Origin of the sequence: Amycolatopsis sp. WAC 01376 (assembly GCF_003947415.1) — a bacterium.
In the GTDB taxonomy this organism is placed as follows: Bacteria; Actinomycetota; Actinomycetes; order Mycobacteriales; family Pseudonocardiaceae; genus Amycolatopsis.
On record NZ_QHKL01000007.1, the window covers coordinates 418,045 to 437,665 of the forward strand.

The window sequence follows — 19,621 nt, forward strand, 5'->3', positions numbered from 1 at the left end:
AGAATCTTCGAACACGCCCCCACGCAGCTGCGCTCGCGGGCTCCACTGCTCCAACTACGGGTGGCAAATCACCGCGAGCGTCTGCGGGAGCTGAAGCCCGATGTAGCAGACCGTGCAGACCTTCAGGGCGAACCCGAGGCCCGAATGGGCCCTCGGCGTTTGCCGATCAGCCTGCGGTCTCCGTCGTCGAGCAAGAAGAACCGCTCCACGCTCCAGGTGACTTATTGAGGGGTAAGGCAAATGTGTCGTGGCGCGGGGGCAGTGTCGCTTCTGCGGGGGCGTTCTCCTGGTAGTGAGGGCCTCTTTGCCTACTCTGACAGTAGTGAAGGAGGCTTTCGCTACCGTGGGATGTGATCCCTGGTGACAGTGGGACGGCTGTGACCTTGGCGGCCGGTCGTGAATCGTGACTCGCGTGCCTGGATGCCGCACCCGGGTGTGCGGAGTCTGAACACGCGAGATCCGGGTCTGAGCACGCGTGTGCGGTGTCGCGTCACCCAGCCCGACTTTGCGGCTACCCTTTGTAAAAGCGGATAAAGGGACCAGGTGAGGAGATCGAATGGCTCTGTCGGACGCGGTCGTGGAGACAAGGCTGCCTGCGAAGGATCTTGATCGCGCGAGGGTCTGGTATGCGGAGAAGCTCGGTTTGGAAGCCGTTGACGAACGCCCCGGCGGTCTGCGCTATCGCTGCGGACCGACGGTGTTCTGCCTGTTCGCTTCCAGGGGTGCCTCCGAGGGTTCTTTCACTCAGTTGGCGTTCGAGGTCGACGATATCGAGGCGGAGGTCGCCGAGTTGCGCGCGCGGGGTGTCGAATTCGAGGAGTACGATTTTCCGGGCTTCCGCACGGTAAACGGGATCATCGACCTCGACGACAACTATCCGAGCCGAGGGGCGGGAGAACGGGGAGCGTTCTTTCGCGACAGCGAGGGCAACATGCTCTCGCTCGGCCAGCCCGTCGGAGCCTCGACGCCGGCATCGGCGGTACCGGCGCTGCGGGGCACGAGTGTCCTGCTCGGCAGTGCCGATCCCTTGTCACTGCGTGGTTTCTACGAGCGCGTGTTCGGGCGTGAACCGGTCGAAGGCTGGCTCCAGCTGGGCAGTATCGGTCTGCTCGTAGACGGCCGGGACGATGTGGCCACCCGGACCACGGAGCCCGGCCGAGTCCTGCTCACCTTCGATACCGACGACGCGAAGACGTTGGCGGACCGGCTTCGGGCGGCAGGTGCGCCGGTGGTCAGTGAGCTGGAGGAACGGGAGGACGGCCTGTTCTGCACGTTCGAAGATCCGGACGGGAACTACGTTCAGGTAATCCAGCTGAACGAGAGCTATTTCGCGCGGATCGGCGCCAGAGAAATCTGACCGCATTCGAAAGCTGTTTTTCCGGCTGCCGACGCCGGCATGGCAATTCCGCCATGCCGGCGTCGGGGAATGTGGCCGAATTGCCCTTCCAGGTTGCCGACAGCGTGGTCGGGAGGGGAAGCGCGAAGCCCAAGGCAACAACGAAGGTGTCGCCGTCCGAGACGGACTGATGTGCTGTTGACGCGTTGATCGGCGGCACTCTCGGCGGAAGGAACTTCATGCCAGGCGACGGGGTGAGCGAAGACGAGCAGACGATGATCCTGGAGGCGTTCGCCGACACGATCCTGCCTGGAGCGAAGCGGTCACCCGGCGACCGGGCGATCGCCGGAGTGTCAGCGACACCGGGTGCGGTGGCCGCGGGAGCGCTGACGCTGCTGTGCACACCTGCCACCGGGGTGACCGCGGGCCTGGAGTTCCTCGTACCGGCCCTCAACCGCCATGCGGAGGAACATGCCGTCGCGAACGGCTGGACGCTCGACGAGACCGTCCCGGCGTTTGTCGCGCTCGACTTCGAGCAGCGTTGCTCACTGGTGCTGGACTTGACAGCCCCTGGTAACCCCGAAAGGGACGGCTGGGTGGCGCTCGCGTTGTTCTGCAACATGGCCTACGACAGCGCCGCGCATCTGCCGACGGCTGAAGCGGTGGCGTCGGGGCATCCCGGTCTGCGGGCGATGGGGTGGGCCGCACCCGACATGGACGGGCTCTGGCGGTTCCACGACTACTCCTACCGGCGCGCGGTCGCCGACCTCCATCCGGGTACCGATCGATCCGGGAACCCGGCATGAGCGTCGAGGAAGAGACCGATGTGGTGGTCGTGGGAAGCGGTTTCGGTGGAGCGATCCCCGCATACCACCTCGCCGCCGGCGGGGCCAGGGTCGTGGTACTCGAACGTGGTCCTTGGCTGGACAGCGACGATTTCGAGCATGACTTCCTGCTCGGCTCGTCCTACACCCGGATCTTCGACTTCGTCGTGGGCGACGGGATGAGCGTGCTCGGCGGCAACTGTGTCGGCGGCGGCAGCGTCGTGTATTTCGCGGCGATGCCGCGCGCGCCGCGGTTCGTCTTCGAGAGGCAGGGCTCGCTTGCACGCAGGCTGTGGCCGTCGGACGTCACCCGGGACTCCCTGGAACCGTGGTACGACCGTGTCGCCGAGGCACTGCCGGTCACCACACAGACGTGGAACGACGTTTCCTACGCGGGTGGTCTGTGGGGCGCCGCCTGTCGGCACGCCGGACGCACGGCGAACCCCACACCGGTCGCCATCGACACCGGCACCTGCACCAACTGCAACTGGATGATGGCGGGCTGCCGGTTCGACGCGAAGCGGAGCCTGCTGACCAACTACCTGCCCGCCGCGGTCGCGCACGGAGCCGAGATCCGTCCCCTGCACGAGGTCCAGAAGCTGGTCCGCGACGGCGACCGCTTCCGGGTGCACTACGACCTCGTCGACGGCGAGGACTACCGGGTGCATCCGGAGCGTGGGGTCATCACGGCCAAACTCGTGGTGCTGGCCGCGGGGGCGGGTGCGACACCCGTGATCCTTCAGCGTTCCGAGGCGGCGCTCGGTGGTCTGCCGTCCGCGGTGGGCCGGTATTTTTCCGGCAACGGCGAGAGGTTGAACACCGCTGTCATCGACGAGGATCGGGTTCGGGAGGTTCTCGGGCTGAGCCGGGACGCGGAGACCGCGTACCGGGCCAACCAGATCGGCAAGGGACCGACAGTCGCCGCTTGGGACCGGCTGGACGCGGAACGACCGGAGTTCACCCGCTACTCGTTGGAGCAGCTGTACTTCCCGCCCGGGCTCGGCACCATCCTCGCCCAGGTTCCCGGTGCGCGGTCGCCGACCTGGTTCGGCCTGCACAAAAAGGAGATGCTCGAACGCTGGCAGTCCTGGCTCACGATCTTCCTGATGACCGAGGACGACAATGAGGGCGTTTTCGGTGCACCTCCCGAAACCGGTAACGCGTACCGGATCTCCCAGCAGATGCTCGGACGCGGAAGCCTGCGCTACGAGCCGACGGCGAACACCAAACGTGGCTGGGACCTTGCCGACGCCGACGTCAAGAACATCCTGGAACGGGACGGTCTGGCGAAGGTGGCGCCTTGGACCAACGACGTCGTCGGCGCCTACACCGTCCATCCGTTGGCTTCCTGCCGCCTGGGTGACGACCCGGAGACGTCGGCCCTGACCTCGGGGCACGAGCTCAGGGGGCAACCGGGCATCTTCGTCACCGACGGTTCGGCGGTTCCCGCCGCGCTGACGGTCAACCCGGCGATGACCATCGCCGCGCTGGCCGAGCGGGCCGTGCCGGGGCTGGTCGACGCCGCACGGGCACGGGATATCCCCGTCACCTACGGCGCGCCGCTGCCCGGCTGAATCACCTCATCGAAGAAGGGGGATCCGATGCGTCATGCCCTTGGCAGGGTTGTCAGTCGTCGGGCACTGGGCGGGCTCCGGCACGTCCGCGTCGTCAGGGAGGATTCGGCAAGCGGTTTGACGGCACGGGTGTACGCGCAGGCGCGGCAGGACCTCGGCATGGTGGCGCCGCCGCTCGCGCTGCATTCCGGCCAGCCGAAACTGCTGGCGGCGTGCTGGACGATGCTGCGGGAAACGCTGGTGGTGCCTGGCGAGTCCGGTCGTGCGGTCAAGGAGGCTGTCGCCGCGGCGGTCTCTTCGGCGAACGGCTGCCCGTACTGCGTCGAGGTGCACGAGTCCGTCCTGAATGGACTGAAGGATGCCTCGCCGAGCGTCGCCGCGGCTACAGCCTGGGGACGTACCTGCGTCGATGCCTCGACCGTCGCACCGCTGCCGGCGCCCAACCGGCAGACCGGGGAAGTCGTCGGGGTCGCAGTGACGTTCGGCTACCTCAATCGGATGGCGAACATCTTCCTCCCTTCTTCGCCGGTACCCGCGCAAACCCCTGGCGCGGCCCGGAAATACGTGCGCGGGACGCTGGGGTGGATGCTCCGCGGCACAGTCGGCGACGTGACGGCGGGCCGGTCTGTCGACTTGCTTCCCCCGGCCCGTCCGACAGCGGACGTCCTGTCCTGGGCCGGCGGAGCGCGCGAGGTGTCCGACGCGTTCGCACGGGCCTCGGCGGAGATCGAGCGAGCGGCTGATCCGGCGGTGCCGCCCGCGGTACGCGCCGCGGTACGGGAAGTACTCGAAGGCTGGACAGGCGGGCCACCTGGGCCGGGTCGCGGCTGGATGGACCCCGTCGTCGCCGAGCTGCCACCGGCCGATCGCGCCGCCGGGAAGCTGGCCCTGCTCACGGCACTCGCGTCATACCGGATCGACGACGACGTGGTCGAGGAGTACCGGCGGGACGCTCCCGGGGACGAGGCCTTGCTGAGCCTCACCTCCTGGGTCGCACTGACGGCGGCCCGACGCACCGGGGAATGGATGACCGCCACGAGCCCGGAGGGATCGCGGGAATGACCGAGATACCGAAGAACGCCGGCCCGATCATCAAGGGACTCATCGCGGACGCCGCCGAGTTCGATGAGCTCGTAGCCGGGCTGCCCGAACAGAGTTGGTTGCTGCCGACGCCGGCGCCCGGCTGGACGATCCGGGACCAGGTCGCGCACGTGTCGTTCGTCTTCCGGCTCGCCGGACTCGCCGCCGCGGACGCCGCGGCGTTCCAGGCGGCGACCGCGAAGCTCGACGGGGGCTTCTCCGCGACGGTGAACGCCGCCCTCGCCGACTATGCCGGACACACCGTCGAGGAGTTGTCCGCCCGGTGGCGGTCCGAACGGGACACCGCGATCCGCGCACTGACGACGGTTCCACCCGGCCGGACCGTGCCGTGGCTGGTCGACCCGCTGCCGCCGGACGTACTCGCCTGTGCGGGGATGATGGAGCTTTTCGGCCACGGGCAGGACATCGCCGACACCCTCGGTATCCGGCGGCGGCGGACCGACCGGCTCCGGTATCTGGCCGGATTCGGTGTGCGTACCTGGGAGTTCGGCTACCGGGCACGCGGGCTGACGCCGCCGGAGTCCGGATTCCACTTCGAGCTGATCGCCCCGTCCGGCGCGGTATGGGAGTTCGGTCCCGACGAGACCGACCAGCGGATCACCGGCCCCGCGGAGGACTTCTGCCTCCTGGTCACGAGGCGCCGACACCGGGACGACCTGGAACTGGTCGCCTCCGGCGCCGACGCGGACCACTGGCTCGACATCGCACAGGCCTACCGCGGGCCGGCCGGACCAGGACGCGAGCCCGGTCAGTTCAGCGGCCGTCCGAGTTGAGCCGGGACCACCAGAGGAGTGCGGACAGGATGAGTGGGGAAAGAATCTCGATAGTGGGCATCGGCCTGACCTATCCCGACGCCGGTTCGCCCACCGAGTTCTGGGAGAACGTCCTGGGTGGCAGGCGGGCGTTCCGCGAGATCCCGCCGGAACGGCTCGACCCGGACGACTACTGGGCCGCCGATCCCGCCGCGCCGGACCGCCACTACGCCCGCCGAGCGGCCGTGTTGCGTGACTTCGAGTTCGACCGCGTGCGATACCGGGTCGCCGGCAGCACCTTCCGCTCGACCGATCTGACCCACTGGCTCGCACTCGACGTGGCGGCACGGGCACTGGAGGACGCAGGCTTCCCCGGCGGGGCAGGCCTGCCCAGGTCCACGACCGGCGTGATACTGGGCAACAGTCTCACCGGGGAGTTCTCCCGTGCGAACGTGCTTCGGCTGCGATGGCCCTACGTACGCCGCACGGTGGCCGCGGCGCTGTCGGCCGACGGCTGGGACGGCGGTGCCGTCGCCACGTTCCTGCACAAGCTCGAAGCCGGCTACAAGGCGCCGTTCCCGGAGATCGACGAGGACTCCCTCGCGGGAGGACTGGCCAACACCATCGCCGGACGGATCTGCAATCACTTCGACCTGGCAGGCGGCGGTTTCGTCGTCGACGGGGCGTGCTCGTCGTCCTTGCTGTCCGTTGCGACCGCTGCGAACGCGCTTGCCGTCGGAGACCTCGACGTCGCGCTCGTCGGTGGCGTCGACCTGTCCATCGACCCGTTCGAGGTGATCGGCTTCGCCAAGACCGGCGCGCTGGCCACCGGCGAAATGGTCGTCTACGACCGGGGCTCGAACGGGTTCTGGCCTGGCGAGGGCTGCGGGATCGTCGTGCTGATGCGTGAACGCGACGCGGTCGCGGAGGGACGGCGGATCTACGCCTCGCTCACCGGGTGGGGTGTCTCCTCGGACGGTAAAGGCGGGCTCACCCGGCCCGAAGCGGCCGGTCATCGGCTCGCGCTTTCCCGGGCCTACGAACGTGCCGGCTACGGAACCGAGACGGTGTCCCTCTTCGAAGGGCATGGCACCGGTACCGCCGTCGGTGACGCGACGGAGATCGAGGTCCTCTCCGGTGCCCACCGCGCGGCCGGTCCGGCCACCCGGCCGGCGGCGCTCGGCACGATCAAGGGCAACATCGGGCATACGAAGGCCGCGGCCGGCGTCGCCGGGTTGATCAAGGCCTCGCTGGCCGTCCACCACCAGGTGATCCCTCCGGCGACCGGGCATCGCGATCCGCATCCGTTGCTGCTGGAGGCTGAAGCCGGCGTGTATGTACCGGTCGAAGCCCGGCCCTGGCCGGAGAACGTCCCCATGCGCGCAGGCGTGTCGGCGATGGGGTTCGGAGGCATCAACTCGCACGTCACCCTCGAACAGGGACCGGGCGTGCACTGGCGCGGTGAGGTCGACGAACGCACCCGTGCCATGGTGGACGGCAGGCAGGACGCCGAGCTACTGCTGTTCGACGCCGACGACCAAGCCGAGCTGCGCACCCGCGTGGACCGGTTGGCCGCCCAGGCCACGCGTTGGGCGGAGGGTGAACTCGCCGACGTCGCGGGCACCCTTGCCGCCGGTCTGTCCGGACGTCGCCTGCGGGCCGCCGTCGTCGCGAGCGGACCTCAGGACGCCGCGCGAGCGCTGGCCCGGCTGCGTGACCGGCTCGACGACCGGCGCAGGGTGATCGAGGACGACGTCTTCCTCGACGACGGAACGCGCGCGCCGCGCATCGCGTATCTGTTCCCCGGCCAGGGGTCCGGGAGGGGCGGCAGGGGAGCCATCGTCCGGCGGTTCGCGTCGGCCCGGCGAATCATGGCGGACGCGGCGCTGCCCGAGAACGGCGACCAGGTGGCCACCGAGGTGGCGCAACCTCGCATCGTCGCCGGTTCGCTGGCGACGATGGAGGTGTTGCGCGAGCTCGGAATCGAGGCCGAGGTCGCTGCGGGGCACAGTCTCGGCGAATTGACCGCGTTGTCTTGGGGCGGCTCGGTAGGGGCGCGGACGGTCCTCGACCTCGCCACCCTGCGGGGCAGGGTGATGGCCGACGCGAGCGAAGGTGACGGAGCGATGGCTGGCCTGGCGACCACACCCGACCGCACCGAACGGCTCATGGCGGGATCGGGCACGGTCATCGCCGGTTACAACGGACCTGAGCAGACGGTCGTCTCCGGTCCTTCGGCGGGGGTGGCGCTGGTCTGCGCCCGTGCCCGCGCCGCAGGGGTGACGGCGATTGCCATCAGGGTCTCGCACGCGTTCCACTCGCCCGCTGTCGAGCCGGCGGCCCGAGCGCTGGCCCGGCAGCTCGCCGAGGTGCGGTTCGGGAAGCTCGACCGGCCGGTCGTCTCTACCGTCACCGGCGAGTACCTGTCCGCCGACACCGACTTGCGTGTGCTGCTGCGGGACCAGGTGGTGCTGCCGGTGCGGTTCGACGAAGCCGCGCGTAAGGCCGTCGCCGGTTGCGATCTCGTGGTCGAGGTCGGTCCAGGGCAGGTCCTCACCGGACTCGTGAAACAGATCGCGCCGGAGACGCCGGTGCTGCCGACGGATTCGGACGGCCGGTCGCTCGCGCCACTGCTGCGGGTGATCGGTGCGGCATACGTGCTCGGCGCACCGGTCGAGGTACCCGCCCTGTTCACGGGCCGCGTGGTTCGGCCGTTCCCGCTCGACCGGGATCCGGTGTTCCTGGCGAGCCCGTGCGAGCAGGCGCCATCGATCGACATCGAGCCGGTGGTGCCGGGCCTCCCGCCCTCATCGGCGGTGCCGTCCGACGGCGAAGCCAGCCAGGGCGGCACGCTGGACGTGCTGCGGAAGCTCGCCGCCGAACGCGTCGAGCTTCCGCTGGAGATCGTGACCGCCGAAACACATCCGCTGGACGACCTCCATCTGAGTTCCATCACCGTCGGGCAGCTCGTCAACGACGTCACGCGATCGCTGGGCCGCCCGCCGCTGGACGGCGTTCCCGGTGTCGCCACCGCCAGGCTGGGCGAGCTCGCGGAGCTGATCGACGACCTCGCGGCGACCGACGCCGACGGGCACGGTCGGCAGGCGGACGAGGTGGCCGGCGTCGGCCCGTGGGTACGGGCGTTCGAGGTGCGTCACGTCGAGGCTCCTCGCCCCGACACCGTCAGTCATGGTCGCGGCCCTGGCGGCTGGACGGTTTTCGCCTCCTCGGACAGTCCACTGGCGGAGCCCCTGCGCGCGGCCCTGGTCGCCGCGCAGCTTGGTGACGGCGTCCTGCTGTGCCTTCCCGCCGCCGGCGGGGTACAGGTCGACCTGTACCTCGCCGCCGCGAAGGCGGTGCTCGCCGCGGAAACGACCCGGTTCGTCGTTGTGCAGCATGGTCGGGGTGCGGCTGGGCTGGCGAAGTGCCTCCACTTGGAACAACCCGCCAGCCCGACCACGATCGTCGAACTTCCCGATGTCATGCCGCCAGGAAGCGAGACAGTGGCCACGGTGGTGGCCGAAGTGGCTTCGACCACCGGGTTCACCGAAGTGCGGTACGACACCGACGGCACCCGCACGGTTCCGGTGCTGTCCGGCGTCGCCGGCGCCGGTTCGGCGAACCCGCCTCTGGGACCGGGCGACGTCCTGCTCGTGACCGGGGGCGGAAAGGGCATCACCGCGGAATGCGCGTTGGCCATGGCGAAAGACCACGAGGTGGCCTTGGCGATCGTGGGGCGAGGTGACCCCGCGACCGACCCCGAGCTGTCCGGGAATCTGCGGCGGATGGCCATCGCCGGCGTCCGGTGCCACTACGAACGCGCCGACGTCACCTCGCCGGAGCAGGTCCACCAGGCGATCCGGCGGCTGACCACCGAACTGGGCGAGATCACGGGACTGCTGCACGGCGCCGGGCGCAACGAACCGGTGATGCTGACCGGGCTCACCGCGGAACGGTTCCGCGCGACTCTGGGGCCGAAGGTCGACGGGCTTTGTGCGGTGCTCGGCGTACTCGATCCTGGCAAGCTGAAGCTGCTGGTCACGTTCGGCAGCGTCATCGGCAGAGCCGGCCTGCGCGGCGAGGCGCATTACGCGACGGCGAACGACTGGCTGACCGGGCTGGCGCTGGACTTCGGCCGCGAACATCCTCAGGTCAGGGTCCTCGCGCTGGAGTGGTCGGTGTGGTCCGGCGGGGGAATGGGGGAGAAGCTCGGCGTCATCGAGGCGCTCAAACGCGACGGTATCGCGCCGATCTCCGTCGACGACGGCATCGAGGCGTTCCGGCGGCTGCTGGTCGATCCGGTCCCGCGGTCCGCGCTGGTCGTCACCGGCCGCGCGGGCGGGCTGCCGACGCTCGGCTTCGAACAAGCCGAACCTCCGTTGCGGCGGTTCACCGATCGGGTACTCGTGCACTACCCGACGGTCGAACTGGTCACCGAGGCGACGCTCGGACCGGACAGTGATCCCTACCTCGACGACCACCTGCTCGACGGGAACAGGTTGTTCCCCGCGGTACTCGGGATGGAGGCGATGACTCAGGTCGCCGCCGCGTTGACCGGTTCGGCCGGGCCGCCTTGCCTGGAGGACGTGGAGTTCGTTCGTCCCATCGTGGTCGGTACCAGCGGCACGACCACCGTCCGCATCGCCGCGCTCGCCCGCGACTCGTCCACTGTGGACGTCTCGATCCGGTCGGAGGACACAGGCTTCAAGACGGACCACTTCCGGGCCCGGCTGCGCTTTCCCCGGCCGGACCTGCCGCGAGTACGGGGCGAAGAGACCGGTCTGCCACCTGTTCCGGTGGACCCCGCCGATCTCTACGGTGGGGTCTTGTTCCAGGGCGAGCGGTTCCGGCGGCTGACGCGTTATCGCAAGGTGGCGGCACGGCACGCGGTGGCGGAGGTCGCCGCCGGGCAGGTGTCGAACTGGTTCGGCTCGTTCCTGCCACAGGAACTGGTACTGGCCGATCCCGGCACCCGCGACGTCATGATGCACGCGATCCAGTGCTGCGTACCCGACGCGACCCTGTTGCCACAGGGAATCGACCGGCTTTGGCTGTCCACACGCGGAGCGCAAGAATCCGGGCACGTGGTGTTGGACGCGCGGGAACGGTCACAAGACGGGGACACCTACGCCTACGACCTCGACGTGTACGGCGAAACTGGCGTACTCGTCGAGCGCTGGGTGGGGTTACGGCTGCGTGCCGTCCGGAGGGGAGACGGCGCGCGCCCGTGGGTGCCGTCACTGCTCGGGCCGTATCTGGAACGCAGCGTCGAGCGGCTGCTCGGCCCTGGCCGGGTAATCGTCGTCGAACCGGACGACGGCTCCGGCGACGATTCCGTCACCGCCCGCCGCGCGCGGACAACCCTCGCGGCGAGCCGGGCGCTGGGCCACGAGGTGGAGGTCACCCATCGGCCGGACGGTAAGCCCGAGGTCCTCGGGACCGGACTGTCGGCTTCCCATGGGGCGGGACTGACCCTGGTGGTCACCGGGGCTCCGCGCCTCGGCTGCGATGTCCAGCAGGTGGCCGAACGGTCTGAACAGGAGTGGGCGAACTTGCTCGGCGACGGGCTTCTGGAGCTGGGGCGCCGGCTCGCGAGTGAAGGTGGCGAGTCCGCCGGGGTGGCGGGTACTCGACTGTGGAGCGCCCTGGAATGCCTGCGCAAGGCGGGTATGACGACCTCGGAGCTCGTTGTCGACGCGGTTCACGCCGACGGCTGGACGACGTTGTCCGCAGGCGATGTCCGCATCGCGACCTGGGTCACCGAAGTGGCAGGCGCCCGGGAAAGGGCCGTGTTCGCGGTACTGGCGGGGAGGTGAGGCGGAAGTGACGGACTACTACGAGATCCGGCACACGGTCGGTTTCGAGGAGACGAACCTGGTCGGCAACGTCTACTACGTGAACTACTTGCGTTGGCAGGGGCGATGTCGGGAGATGTTCCTCAAGGAGCGCGCCCCGTCCGTCCTCGGAGAACTGCGGGCGGACCTCAAGTTGTTCACCCTCAAGGTCGAATGCGAGTTCCTCGCGGAGATCACCGCCTTCGACGAGCTGTCCGTGCGGATGCGGCTCGAAGAGCTGACCCGGACCCAGATCGAGTTCAGCTTCGACTACGTCGCGCTACGGCCGGACGGAGAACTTCTCGTCGCCCGCGGCCGCCAGCGAATCGCCTGCATGCGGGGACCCAACACCGCGACCGTGCCCGCCCAAGTGCCCGACGCGCTGCGTCGGGCACTCGCTCCGTATTCCGCGAGGCGTGGGTGACGGACGAGGTGCCGCCCCGCTCGCTGCGTGAGCTGACCGCGGAGAACGCGGAGCTGAAACGCGCGATCGTGGCCGGTGATCGTGCGGCCGTCCGGCGCCAGCGCGACCTCGGCAAGCACCTCGCGCGCGAACGGCTGGCCATGCTGCTCGACGAGGACTCGTTCACCGAACTCGAAATCCACCGCCGTCACCAGAGCCAGGGGCCGAAGCTCGACGAGAGACGGCCGTTCACCGACGGCGTGATCATCGGTTCCGGCACCATCGAAGGGCGGCGGGTCTTCGTATACGCCCAGGACTTCACCGTTTTCGGCGGATCGCTCGGAGCGGCTCACGCGGCCAAGATCCAGAAAGTGCTCGACCTCGCGACGAAGACCGGAAGCCCGATCATCGGACTGGTCGACAGCGGGGGCGCACGAATCCAGGAGGGCGTGCAGGCACTCGACGGGTACGGCGGGATCTTCCGCCGACAGGTCGCGGCGTCCGGCATGATCCCGCAGATCAGTGTCGTGCTCGGGCCGTCGGCCGGAGGCGCGGCCTATTCGCCCGCACTGGCCGACTTCACCTTCATGGTGCGCGATACCGCCCGCCTCTACCTCACCGGACCGGACGTGGTCGAAGCGGTGAGCGGTGAACGGGTCAGTCACGAGGAGCTCGGCGGCGCCACGGTCCACGGTGAACGTTCCGGAGTCGCCACGGTCGTGCACGCCGACGAGGGCGACTGCCTTGCCGACGTCCGCTACCTGGTGTCGCTGTTGCCGTCCAACAACATGGAACCCGCACCGGTGACGGCCGTCCGCGGCGCGTCCCGTGACATGCGGCCCCGGTTGGCCGAGATCGTGCCTGCCGAGCCGAATCGGCCCTACGACATGAAGGCGGTGATCGGCGAACTCGTCGACGACGGCGAGTTCTTCGAGGTGCACGAGGATTGGGCGCGCAACGTGGTGTGCGCGCTCGCCCGCGTGGATGGCGAAGTCGTCGGAGTGGTGGGGAACCAGCCGATGGTGCTGGCCGGCGTGCTGGACCGGCGGGCGGCGCAGAAGGCGGCCCGGTTCGTCCGGTTCTGTGACGCGTTCGGGATCCCGCTGGTCACCCTGGTGGACGTGCCGGGGTTCCTGCCCGGCACCGAACAGGAACACGAGGGTGTCATCCGGCACGGCGCGCAATTGCTCTACGCCTACTGCGAGGCGACGGTACCGAGGATCCAGGTCGTGCTGCGCAAAGCCTACGGCGGTGCCTACATCGTCATGGACTCCCGGTCGGTGGGCTCCGATCTTTCCCTGGCCTGGCCGACCAACCAGATCGCCGTGATGGGCGCGGAAGCCGCGGTGAACGTCCTGTACGCCAAGGAGAAACCGGCCGGTGATCCGGACCGTGCCCGGCTGCTGGCCGAGGACTACGCCGAGCGGTTCTTGCATTCGCGCTACGCCGCCGAACGCGGCCTGGTCGACGACATCATCGATCCGGCGACGACCAGGGCCTCGATCGCGCGTGGCCTGGTGATGCTGCGCGGCAAACGCGAACCGCGGCCCCGGCGCAAACACGGCAACATACCGCTGTGACCCACACGGCCGCGGCTCAGACCGGGTGCACCGTCATCGACAACCCGCCCCGCACACGCAGCGAAAGCATCGGCTCCGGGACGATCCGGGAGCCGGGGAGCGTCGACAGCCGTAGCTCCCTGGCGATCATCGCCACCACGAAGACCGACTCGAGGACACCGAGGGAGTTGCCGACGCAGAAGCGCGGGCCCGCACCGAACGGGAGGTAGGAATAGCGTGGCCGTCCGCTCGCCCCCTGTGACGCGAAACGCTCCGGGGCGAACCGGTCGGGCTCCGGCCAGAACTCGGGATGCCGGTGCAGCGTGTAGGTGCAGACCACGACATCCGAGCCGGCGGGCACCGAGTACCCGGCCACCTCGTCGTCGTCCACCGCGATCCTCGGCAGCAGCCAAACCGGTGGATAGAGCCGGAGGACCTCTTCGACGACCATGGACGTGTACGTCAGCCGGTGCAGGTCCTCGTACTCCGGTGGACGGTCGCCGAGTACGTCGACGGCCTCCTGGTGTATCCGGTCCGCGACTTCGGGATGCCGGTCGAGCAGCGTCATGGTCCAGCTCAAGGTGCTGGCCGTCGTCTCGTGCCCGGCCAGCAGCAGCGTGATCAGCTCGTCACGGGCCTGCCGCAGACCGGGCTCACCGTCGGCGGAGGCGACCAATCCGCTCAGCACGTCGTCCGCACCGGGCGCTGGTGCGGACCGTCGCCGGGCGATCAGCTCGTCGGCCACCTGGCGCAGTTCGCGGCGGGAACGCCGGAACCGCCGGTGGATCGGCAGCGGCAGCCACCCGGGCACCAGCCCCAGTGTCACCGCCTCGAACATCGCCTGGTCCTGAACGGACTCGAACGAGTGCCGGATCGAACCGAACGCGCCAAGATCCGCGTCGAGCAGGGATCTGCCCAGCACCCCGAGGGTCAGCCGGGCCATCTCGCCGACCAGGTCCACCGGCCCATGGCCGTGTCTGGCGAGCAACCGGTCGACCAGCGCCCTGCCCTCCTCGGCGACGACCGCGGCCTGCAGCGCGATCCGTTTCGTCGAGAACGCCGGTGCGACGGTCCGGCGCTGCTTGCTCCACAGTTCGCCGTCGCTGGTCAGCAAGCCGTCGCCGAGTGTCCTCCGGGCCTCCGCGAGGCCGATTCCCTTGTGGTAGTTGGTGTTGTTGTCGGCGAGGACATGCTTGACGTGATCCGGATGGTTGAAGACATAGAGCGCCTTCGGGCCGATGGCGATCCTCACCGCGTCACCGTAGGCCGACGTCGCCGACCCGATCAGCCCCAGCCGGTCTGTGAACAACTGCCTGAGGAGTCGTGGTGTTGCCGTCCACGGCGGTCCCGGTGGACGGCGGGCGCTCGTCACGTTCGCGCGCCTTCGGTCGCGATCGGAGGCTTGACGACCCCGGCGCCGTGATGTCCCGGCCGTCGTACGGCGAGTTCGGCGGCGCGCTGCTCGGCCGCCTTGTGGACCAGGTGCAACGACCACAGGAACAGACCGCGGATCAGGCAGACCGCGGTCGTCGCGAAGAACAGTCCGTAGGCGATGTGCGAAATCATGAAGAACCCGTAAAGCAGCGCGACGCCGGCGCCGAACGCCACCTGCGCCCCGGGACTGGACGGCGAGGTGCCAGGGTCGGTGACCATGTAGTTGGTGAACAGGACGAACGCGACCCCGGTCATCATTCCGAGCGCCGCCGAGATCGAGGTGTCGAACAGCCATCCGCGGACGACGGCTTGCAGGACGAACACCACGAGCCAGGCGCCGATGAGCCACATCCGGCCGGTCAGCTTCGCGTTGAGCATCGTGCCCGAAGTCAGGATGACGGCGACGATCAGCCAGCCGATCCAGCTGTCCACCCGCTCGGTGAAGTGGTAGGGCGGCGAGATGCTGGCCCAGGGGAACAGCAGGAGGATGACCGAGATGCCGAGGTTGGACGGATTCATGTAATGCCGGAGACGGCCTCGTACCGGTGCCCGCAGTACCCACTTCGCGCTGACCGCGACGAAGACGCCGAACATCATCACGAGGACCTGGTCGTTGACATAGGTCAGCATGTTCAGCGCGAGCCCGGTGATGTGGGCGGGATAGAGGAACTCCAGCAGACCCTTGCCCCCGTTGCCGAGGAACCGCGGAGCGCGCCGGTCGATCCGGGCGGAGACGAGTTCGAGGGCGATCTCGGTGGCGTACGCGGTGAGCAGGGCGATCAGCGGCCATGACCAGGGCTGCTCGAATCCGAGCACGGTGTAGCCGAGGATGTTGAAGACGGTGATCGAGATGGCGAAGCGGCGCAGTGCGACGATCACCTTGGGATCGTGCCGTGGGACGGCGGACTGTTTCTCGGTCGTGTCCGTCATCGGATCACTTCTCCTTCGCCTGCGAACCGAGTTCGATTGTGTGGGTGCCCGGACCGAGCCGTAGGTCCGTCTTCCGTACCTGCCCGGACCGGTCGCGCCACTGAAGCGTCACGGCGACCGGCTCGGCGCCGGTCCCGCCGAGTCCGATGTGGACGTCGTGGCTGCGCTTGCCGGAGTGCCCGCTGCCGCCGTCGACACGGCCGATCAGGCGCCGCCCGTCAGCGGTCGTGACGGTGACCTGGGCGCCGATCACCGGTGAGCCCGCCGACGGCGGGGCGGCAGAGGTCGCGGACGGTTCGTGGTGGAGCCGGAGACGCAGGAACGCGTTGGTGGCGGGACCGGTGTTGCGATAGAAGACCGGCGCGTCCCACTGCCGGGCGATGGCAAGGTCGAGCCTGCCGTCGCCGTCGGCGTCACCGGTGGCGATCCCGCGGGTGGGTACCGGAACCGCGAGTCCCAACCGGTCCGCGATGTCGGTGTACCGGCCGTCAGCTCCCTTCGCGAAGAACCGCAGAGCCTGGTCGCCCGCGAGGTCGTCACCGCTGCGGACGTTGGGCCACCAGTAGGGGTTGTCCAGCAACGCGTCGTTGGCGGTGGCGAGCTCCTGCAGCTGCGGCCACCGGTTCACCCCGCCTTTGACGAACCCGGTCGCCTGCGCGATGGCGGGCACGCCACTGTTGTCGAAGTCGTCGATCTTCGTGTCCCAGCCCCAGCCCGTCCACGCCGTTCCGGCCTGCGCACTGCGGTCGTCGTAGGGGGCTTCACCGGCGCTCAGCCGCGCGCGGAGGTCCTCTTTGTCCTTCGCCGTCGCCATGAACTGGAAGTTGCTCTCCTGGATGCCGAACGACGTGGTGATGTTGCTGACGAACGCGTCGTTCAGGCCGTTGCCGTCGAGGTCACCGAAGTCGACCCCCATGCCTTTGAACGAGTCGTCGCCGAGGCGTTTGGACTTCGGCACGCCGGGTGTCCTTGGCCCGCTCACCGAGCTGAACGCGAAGTGTCCCGGCGTGGATCGGTTGTACAGCAGTCGATCCGGCCCGAAGTCGTTGGCGACGTACAGTTCGGGCAGCAGATCGCCGTCGAGGTCGGTCGCGCTCGACGCCAGCGTCCAGCCGTTGCGTGCTTCCTCGGGAAAGACGTCACGGGGGGCCTTCTCGTACCGCGCGGACGGCGACGCGCCGGACGTGGCGCCGGTCCAGCGGAACAGCAGTTTGTCCCCGCCGTTACCAGCGTGGGACATCGATCGGTTCATCTCGACACCGCCGTCGGCGGCCCCGTCGAGAACCGGGCTGTCGGGAAAATAGTTCCCGATGAACAGGTCGTCGTGTCCGTCACCGTCGAAGTCGCCGACCGTGGCGGAATTGGTGTTCCACTGTGGACCGGCGTACCGGCCGCTCGTGGAGTTCGGGCCCGGCACCAGTTCGGTGGCGCGGTAGGTTCTCGCCGACAGCGTCGGCGTCTCGGACGCGGCGAGGTACAGGATCGCCGTGCGTCCCCAGTAGTAGGCGAGCAGATCCATCCTGCCGTCTTCGTTGAAGTCCGCGGGCACACAACCCATCGGGGCCATCACATCGTTCATCGGCAAGGCGGACGGGTCCAGCGCGAACGGCGCGTACCGGTCGCCGCTCGCGCCCGGCGTCGGTGTCACGATGACCTGATCGGACCTCGGGTCCACGAGGCACAGGTCGTTGGCCAGTCCATCGCCGTCGAGGTCGTTCATCGCGACGGCGGCGCCGACCGAGGAGATCCACGCGCGGATGTGTTCGTAGTCCTTGTTGACCGTGCGGATGTTCTGCTGTCGTGGCGCCGCGGGGAGCGCGATCGACATCGGGGTGAAGGCGTACCTGGCCGCGAGGCGGTCACCTTCCGCCGCGTCGGTGGAGGGCAGCCGTACGACGAGGTAACCGAGCACCATCAGGACGACCGCGATGATGCCGGGGAGCTGCCGCCGAACCCGGCTTGGTTCCGTAGTCACGTTTCAAGACCTTCCCGTGAGGACGAACTCGTCGGCGATACGCCGTCGCCAGACCTCGAAAGCAGGCACGCCGTCGTGCGTGCCGGTGTCGATGGGTCTGGTCCGGCGGCAGACCTCGGCCGCCTCCTCGGGCGTCCTGCCGCAGAACACCTCGGTGGCGAGGCCGGTGTGCGGGACATGCAACCCGGCACTCAGCCGTGCCTCGGCCGCGAAGGCGCTGCCCTGTGCGACATCGGGCTGGTGTTTCCCGGCTCGTTCGAAGAACAGGCGGAGTTCCTCTGTGGACACGCCGCCGGCATAGGTGGCTGCCAGGCCCGCTCCGCTGTACAGGTCGGCGTGCCTGCTGCCTGGATAGGCGTCGATCAGCCGCCCGGCGACCTCGGGGTCGGTGCCCGCGACGAACCAGAGCGCCCGGCCGATTCCCTGGTCGATCACCCGCTGCGCGTAGGACAGGGGAGCGTCAGGCCAGGCGAACCGGTTTTCCCGGTACTGCTCGTGGACGTACTCGCGGGTGTGGAAGTACGCCTGGTGGAAGCCGTAGCCGTCAAGGAGGAGCCAGCGCAGGAGCGGGTCGAGTGCCTCGATCGATGGCCAGCGCAGGCGCGGGAGCCGGGCCAAGGCCCAGCCGACGCCGATGTAGGCCATGTAGAGATGCTCCGTGCCGCGTCCCGCCAAGAACCTGGTCACCCGGCGTCCACGCGGCGGCAGCGCGTCCAGCACGGCGAAACCCATCGCCGCGCCTTCGTAGGCGAAGCCCCGGAAACGTTCCGGAACGGTTTGGAGCCGATCTTCGGCGGCGGTGGTCGACCTCGCCTCGACCGCGGTCCCATAGCCGTCGAGAAAGGTGGAGCCGATTGTTTCGAGCAGTTCTTTGCTGGTTTCGTTCTTTACCTCGAAACCACGTACCGCCATGGTCGACTGCGCGCTGTCCGGGGTGAGTATGCGACGCCTCAGCGTTCGCCAATGGCTGCTCAAAACGGCTCGCTCCTCGGCTTGTTGTTTCAGGATTGACCGTAAACGATCGTCGCAGTACCGCAGCCGGGTTTTCTATGTCCGCCGATGCTCTGTGTGGTGCCTTTCCGGACCGTACAGGCGGTTTCGGCGAACTTTCCGCGGATACGTTTTCGCCACAGTTCGTACGCCGGGGAACTCCCGTCGTCCTCGGAGGAGACCGCGGTCCGCATCGCGAGTTCGACGGCTTCGGTGGAGGGCGGCCCGGACAGCTCGGCGCCGGTCTCGGTGGTGTGTGACGGCAGGTACCCGGCCATGGCCCCTGCGCTGGTGGCGAAGACCGAACCGAGCGCCAGCGAAGGCGCATGCCCGGCCGCGAGTTCGCGGAGTGCCGCGGCGTCGGCAACGGAGCAACCGCTCGCGAACGTCGCGGCGAGCCCGACACCGCTCCACAGGTCGGCGTGCCGGGACTCGGCGAACCGGTTCACGGCCGCGGCGGTGTTCGACACGTCTCCGTTGTGGATGAACCAGAGCGCCCGGCCGAGCCCCTGGTCGAACGCGCGAGGGAAATAGGGCGGACAGCCCTGCCACGGATAGGCCGTGACGGACTCCTGCCGGTCGACCCACCGTCGCGTGTGGAAGTAGGCGAGATCGAGGCCGTAGCCGTCCACAGCGAGCCGTCTCATCGTGGGGTGGAACGGGCCGGGAGCGAGGTCGGGCAGCACTTTCTTCCACAGCGGCCGGGGAAGCCGTGCCATCGCGAACCCGATGCCGATGTACGCGAGAAGGAGATGCGGCTGCCCGGGCCCACCGCGTCGAGGATCGTGAACGCCATCGTCGCGCCCTCATAGGCGAAGCCCCGCAACTCCTGGTCCACCAGCGCCGCCCGGCGAACGTCACGTCGGCGAGCTTCGGCGTGAACAGGAGCCTCCGTACGGAACCGGTGAA

Annotated in this window: 12 protein-coding genes and 1 pseudogene; 8 read left to right on the forward strand and 5 right to left on the reverse strand. The window is 68.8% G+C overall.

Annotation, left to right across the window (positions count from 1 at the left end; translation table 11 throughout):
• The first annotated feature begins 556 nt into the window (after positions 1–556).
• The 8 genes from DMH03_RS42455 to DMH03_RS32470 all read left to right on the forward strand — a co-directional run bounded on the left by DMH03_RS42455 (position 557) and on the right by DMH03_RS32470 (position 13,404).
• The gene (locus tag DMH03_RS42455) at positions 557–1,357 is read left to right on the forward strand and encodes a VOC family protein (RefSeq protein ID WP_199749107.1); all 801 of its coding nucleotides are present in this window, start codon (positions 557–559) and stop codon (positions 1,355–1,357) included.
• Between the two features lie 218 nt (positions 1,358–1,575).
• Positions 1,576–2,142 (forward strand): DUF5987 family protein, encoded by a 567-nt coding sequence (locus DMH03_RS32440; protein WP_125795785.1) that lies wholly within the window; start codon positions 1,576–1,578, stop codon positions 2,140–2,142.
• Positions 2,139–3,734, forward strand: a complete 1,596-nt coding sequence (locus DMH03_RS32445; RefSeq protein WP_125795786.1) for a GMC family oxidoreductase N-terminal domain-containing protein — start codon at positions 2,139–2,141, stop codon at positions 3,732–3,734. Before DMH03_RS32440 ends, DMH03_RS32445 begins: the two co-directional genes overlap by 4 nt.
• A gap of 117 nt (positions 3,735–3,851) precedes the next feature.
• Positions 3,852–4,796, forward strand: a complete 945-nt coding sequence (locus tag DMH03_RS32450) for a carboxymuconolactone decarboxylase family protein (RefSeq protein WP_199749108.1) — start codon at positions 3,852–3,854, stop codon at positions 4,794–4,796.
• Complete coding sequence (locus tag DMH03_RS32455) at positions 4,793–5,608, forward strand: TIGR03084 family metal-binding protein (RefSeq protein WP_125795788.1); 816 nt, start codon at positions 4,793–4,795, stop codon at positions 5,606–5,608. Before DMH03_RS32450 ends, DMH03_RS32455 begins: the two co-directional genes overlap by 4 nt.
• Positions 5,609–5,637: 29 nt before the next feature.
• Positions 5,638–11,403, forward strand: coding sequence for a type I polyketide synthase (locus DMH03_RS32460; RefSeq protein ID WP_125795789.1), 5,766 nt, complete (start codon positions 5,638–5,640; stop codon positions 11,401–11,403).
• A gap of 7 nt (positions 11,404–11,410) precedes the next feature.
• Positions 11,411–11,845 (forward strand): thioesterase family protein, encoded by a 435-nt coding sequence (locus tag DMH03_RS32465; protein WP_125795790.1) that lies wholly within the window; start codon positions 11,411–11,413, stop codon positions 11,843–11,845.
• A 23-nt stretch (positions 11,846–11,868) separates the two neighbouring features.
• Positions 11,869–13,404: an acyl-CoA carboxylase subunit beta gene (locus DMH03_RS32470; RefSeq protein ID WP_370311010.1), complete on the forward strand. Its 1,536-nt coding sequence runs from the start codon at positions 11,869–11,871 to the stop codon at positions 13,402–13,404.
• Positions 13,405–13,420: 16 nt separating this feature from the next.
• Here the strand turns inward: DMH03_RS32470 and DMH03_RS32475 are convergent, their stop codons facing one another.
• From DMH03_RS32475 to DMH03_RS32495, 5 genes and pseudogenes are all read right to left on the reverse strand, one after another.
• Positions 13,421–14,755, reverse strand: a complete 1,335-nt coding sequence (locus DMH03_RS32475; protein WP_125795791.1) for a cytochrome P450 — start codon at positions 14,753–14,755, stop codon at positions 13,421–13,423.
• Positions 14,752–15,747: an enediyne biosynthesis protein gene (locus DMH03_RS32480; RefSeq protein ID WP_233611755.1), complete on the reverse strand. Its 996-nt coding sequence runs from the start codon at positions 15,745–15,747 to the stop codon at positions 14,752–14,754. Before DMH03_RS32480 ends, DMH03_RS32475 begins: the two co-directional genes overlap by 4 nt.
• Positions 15,748–15,751: 4 nt before the next feature.
• Positions 15,752–17,722, reverse strand: a complete 1,971-nt coding sequence (locus tag DMH03_RS32485) for a CRTAC1 family protein (RefSeq protein ID WP_370311005.1) — start codon at positions 17,720–17,722, stop codon at positions 15,752–15,754.
• A gap of 3 nt (positions 17,723–17,725) precedes the next feature.
• Positions 17,726–18,697 (reverse strand): DUF1702 family protein, encoded by a 972-nt coding sequence (locus DMH03_RS32490; RefSeq protein ID WP_125795792.1) that lies wholly within the window; start codon positions 18,695–18,697, stop codon positions 17,726–17,728.
• A 26-nt stretch (positions 18,698–18,723) separates the two neighbouring features.
• Positions 18,724–19,550 (reverse strand): annotated as a pseudogene (locus tag DMH03_RS32495) (DUF1702 family protein).
• Between the last annotated feature and the right edge of the window lie 71 nt (positions 19,551–19,621).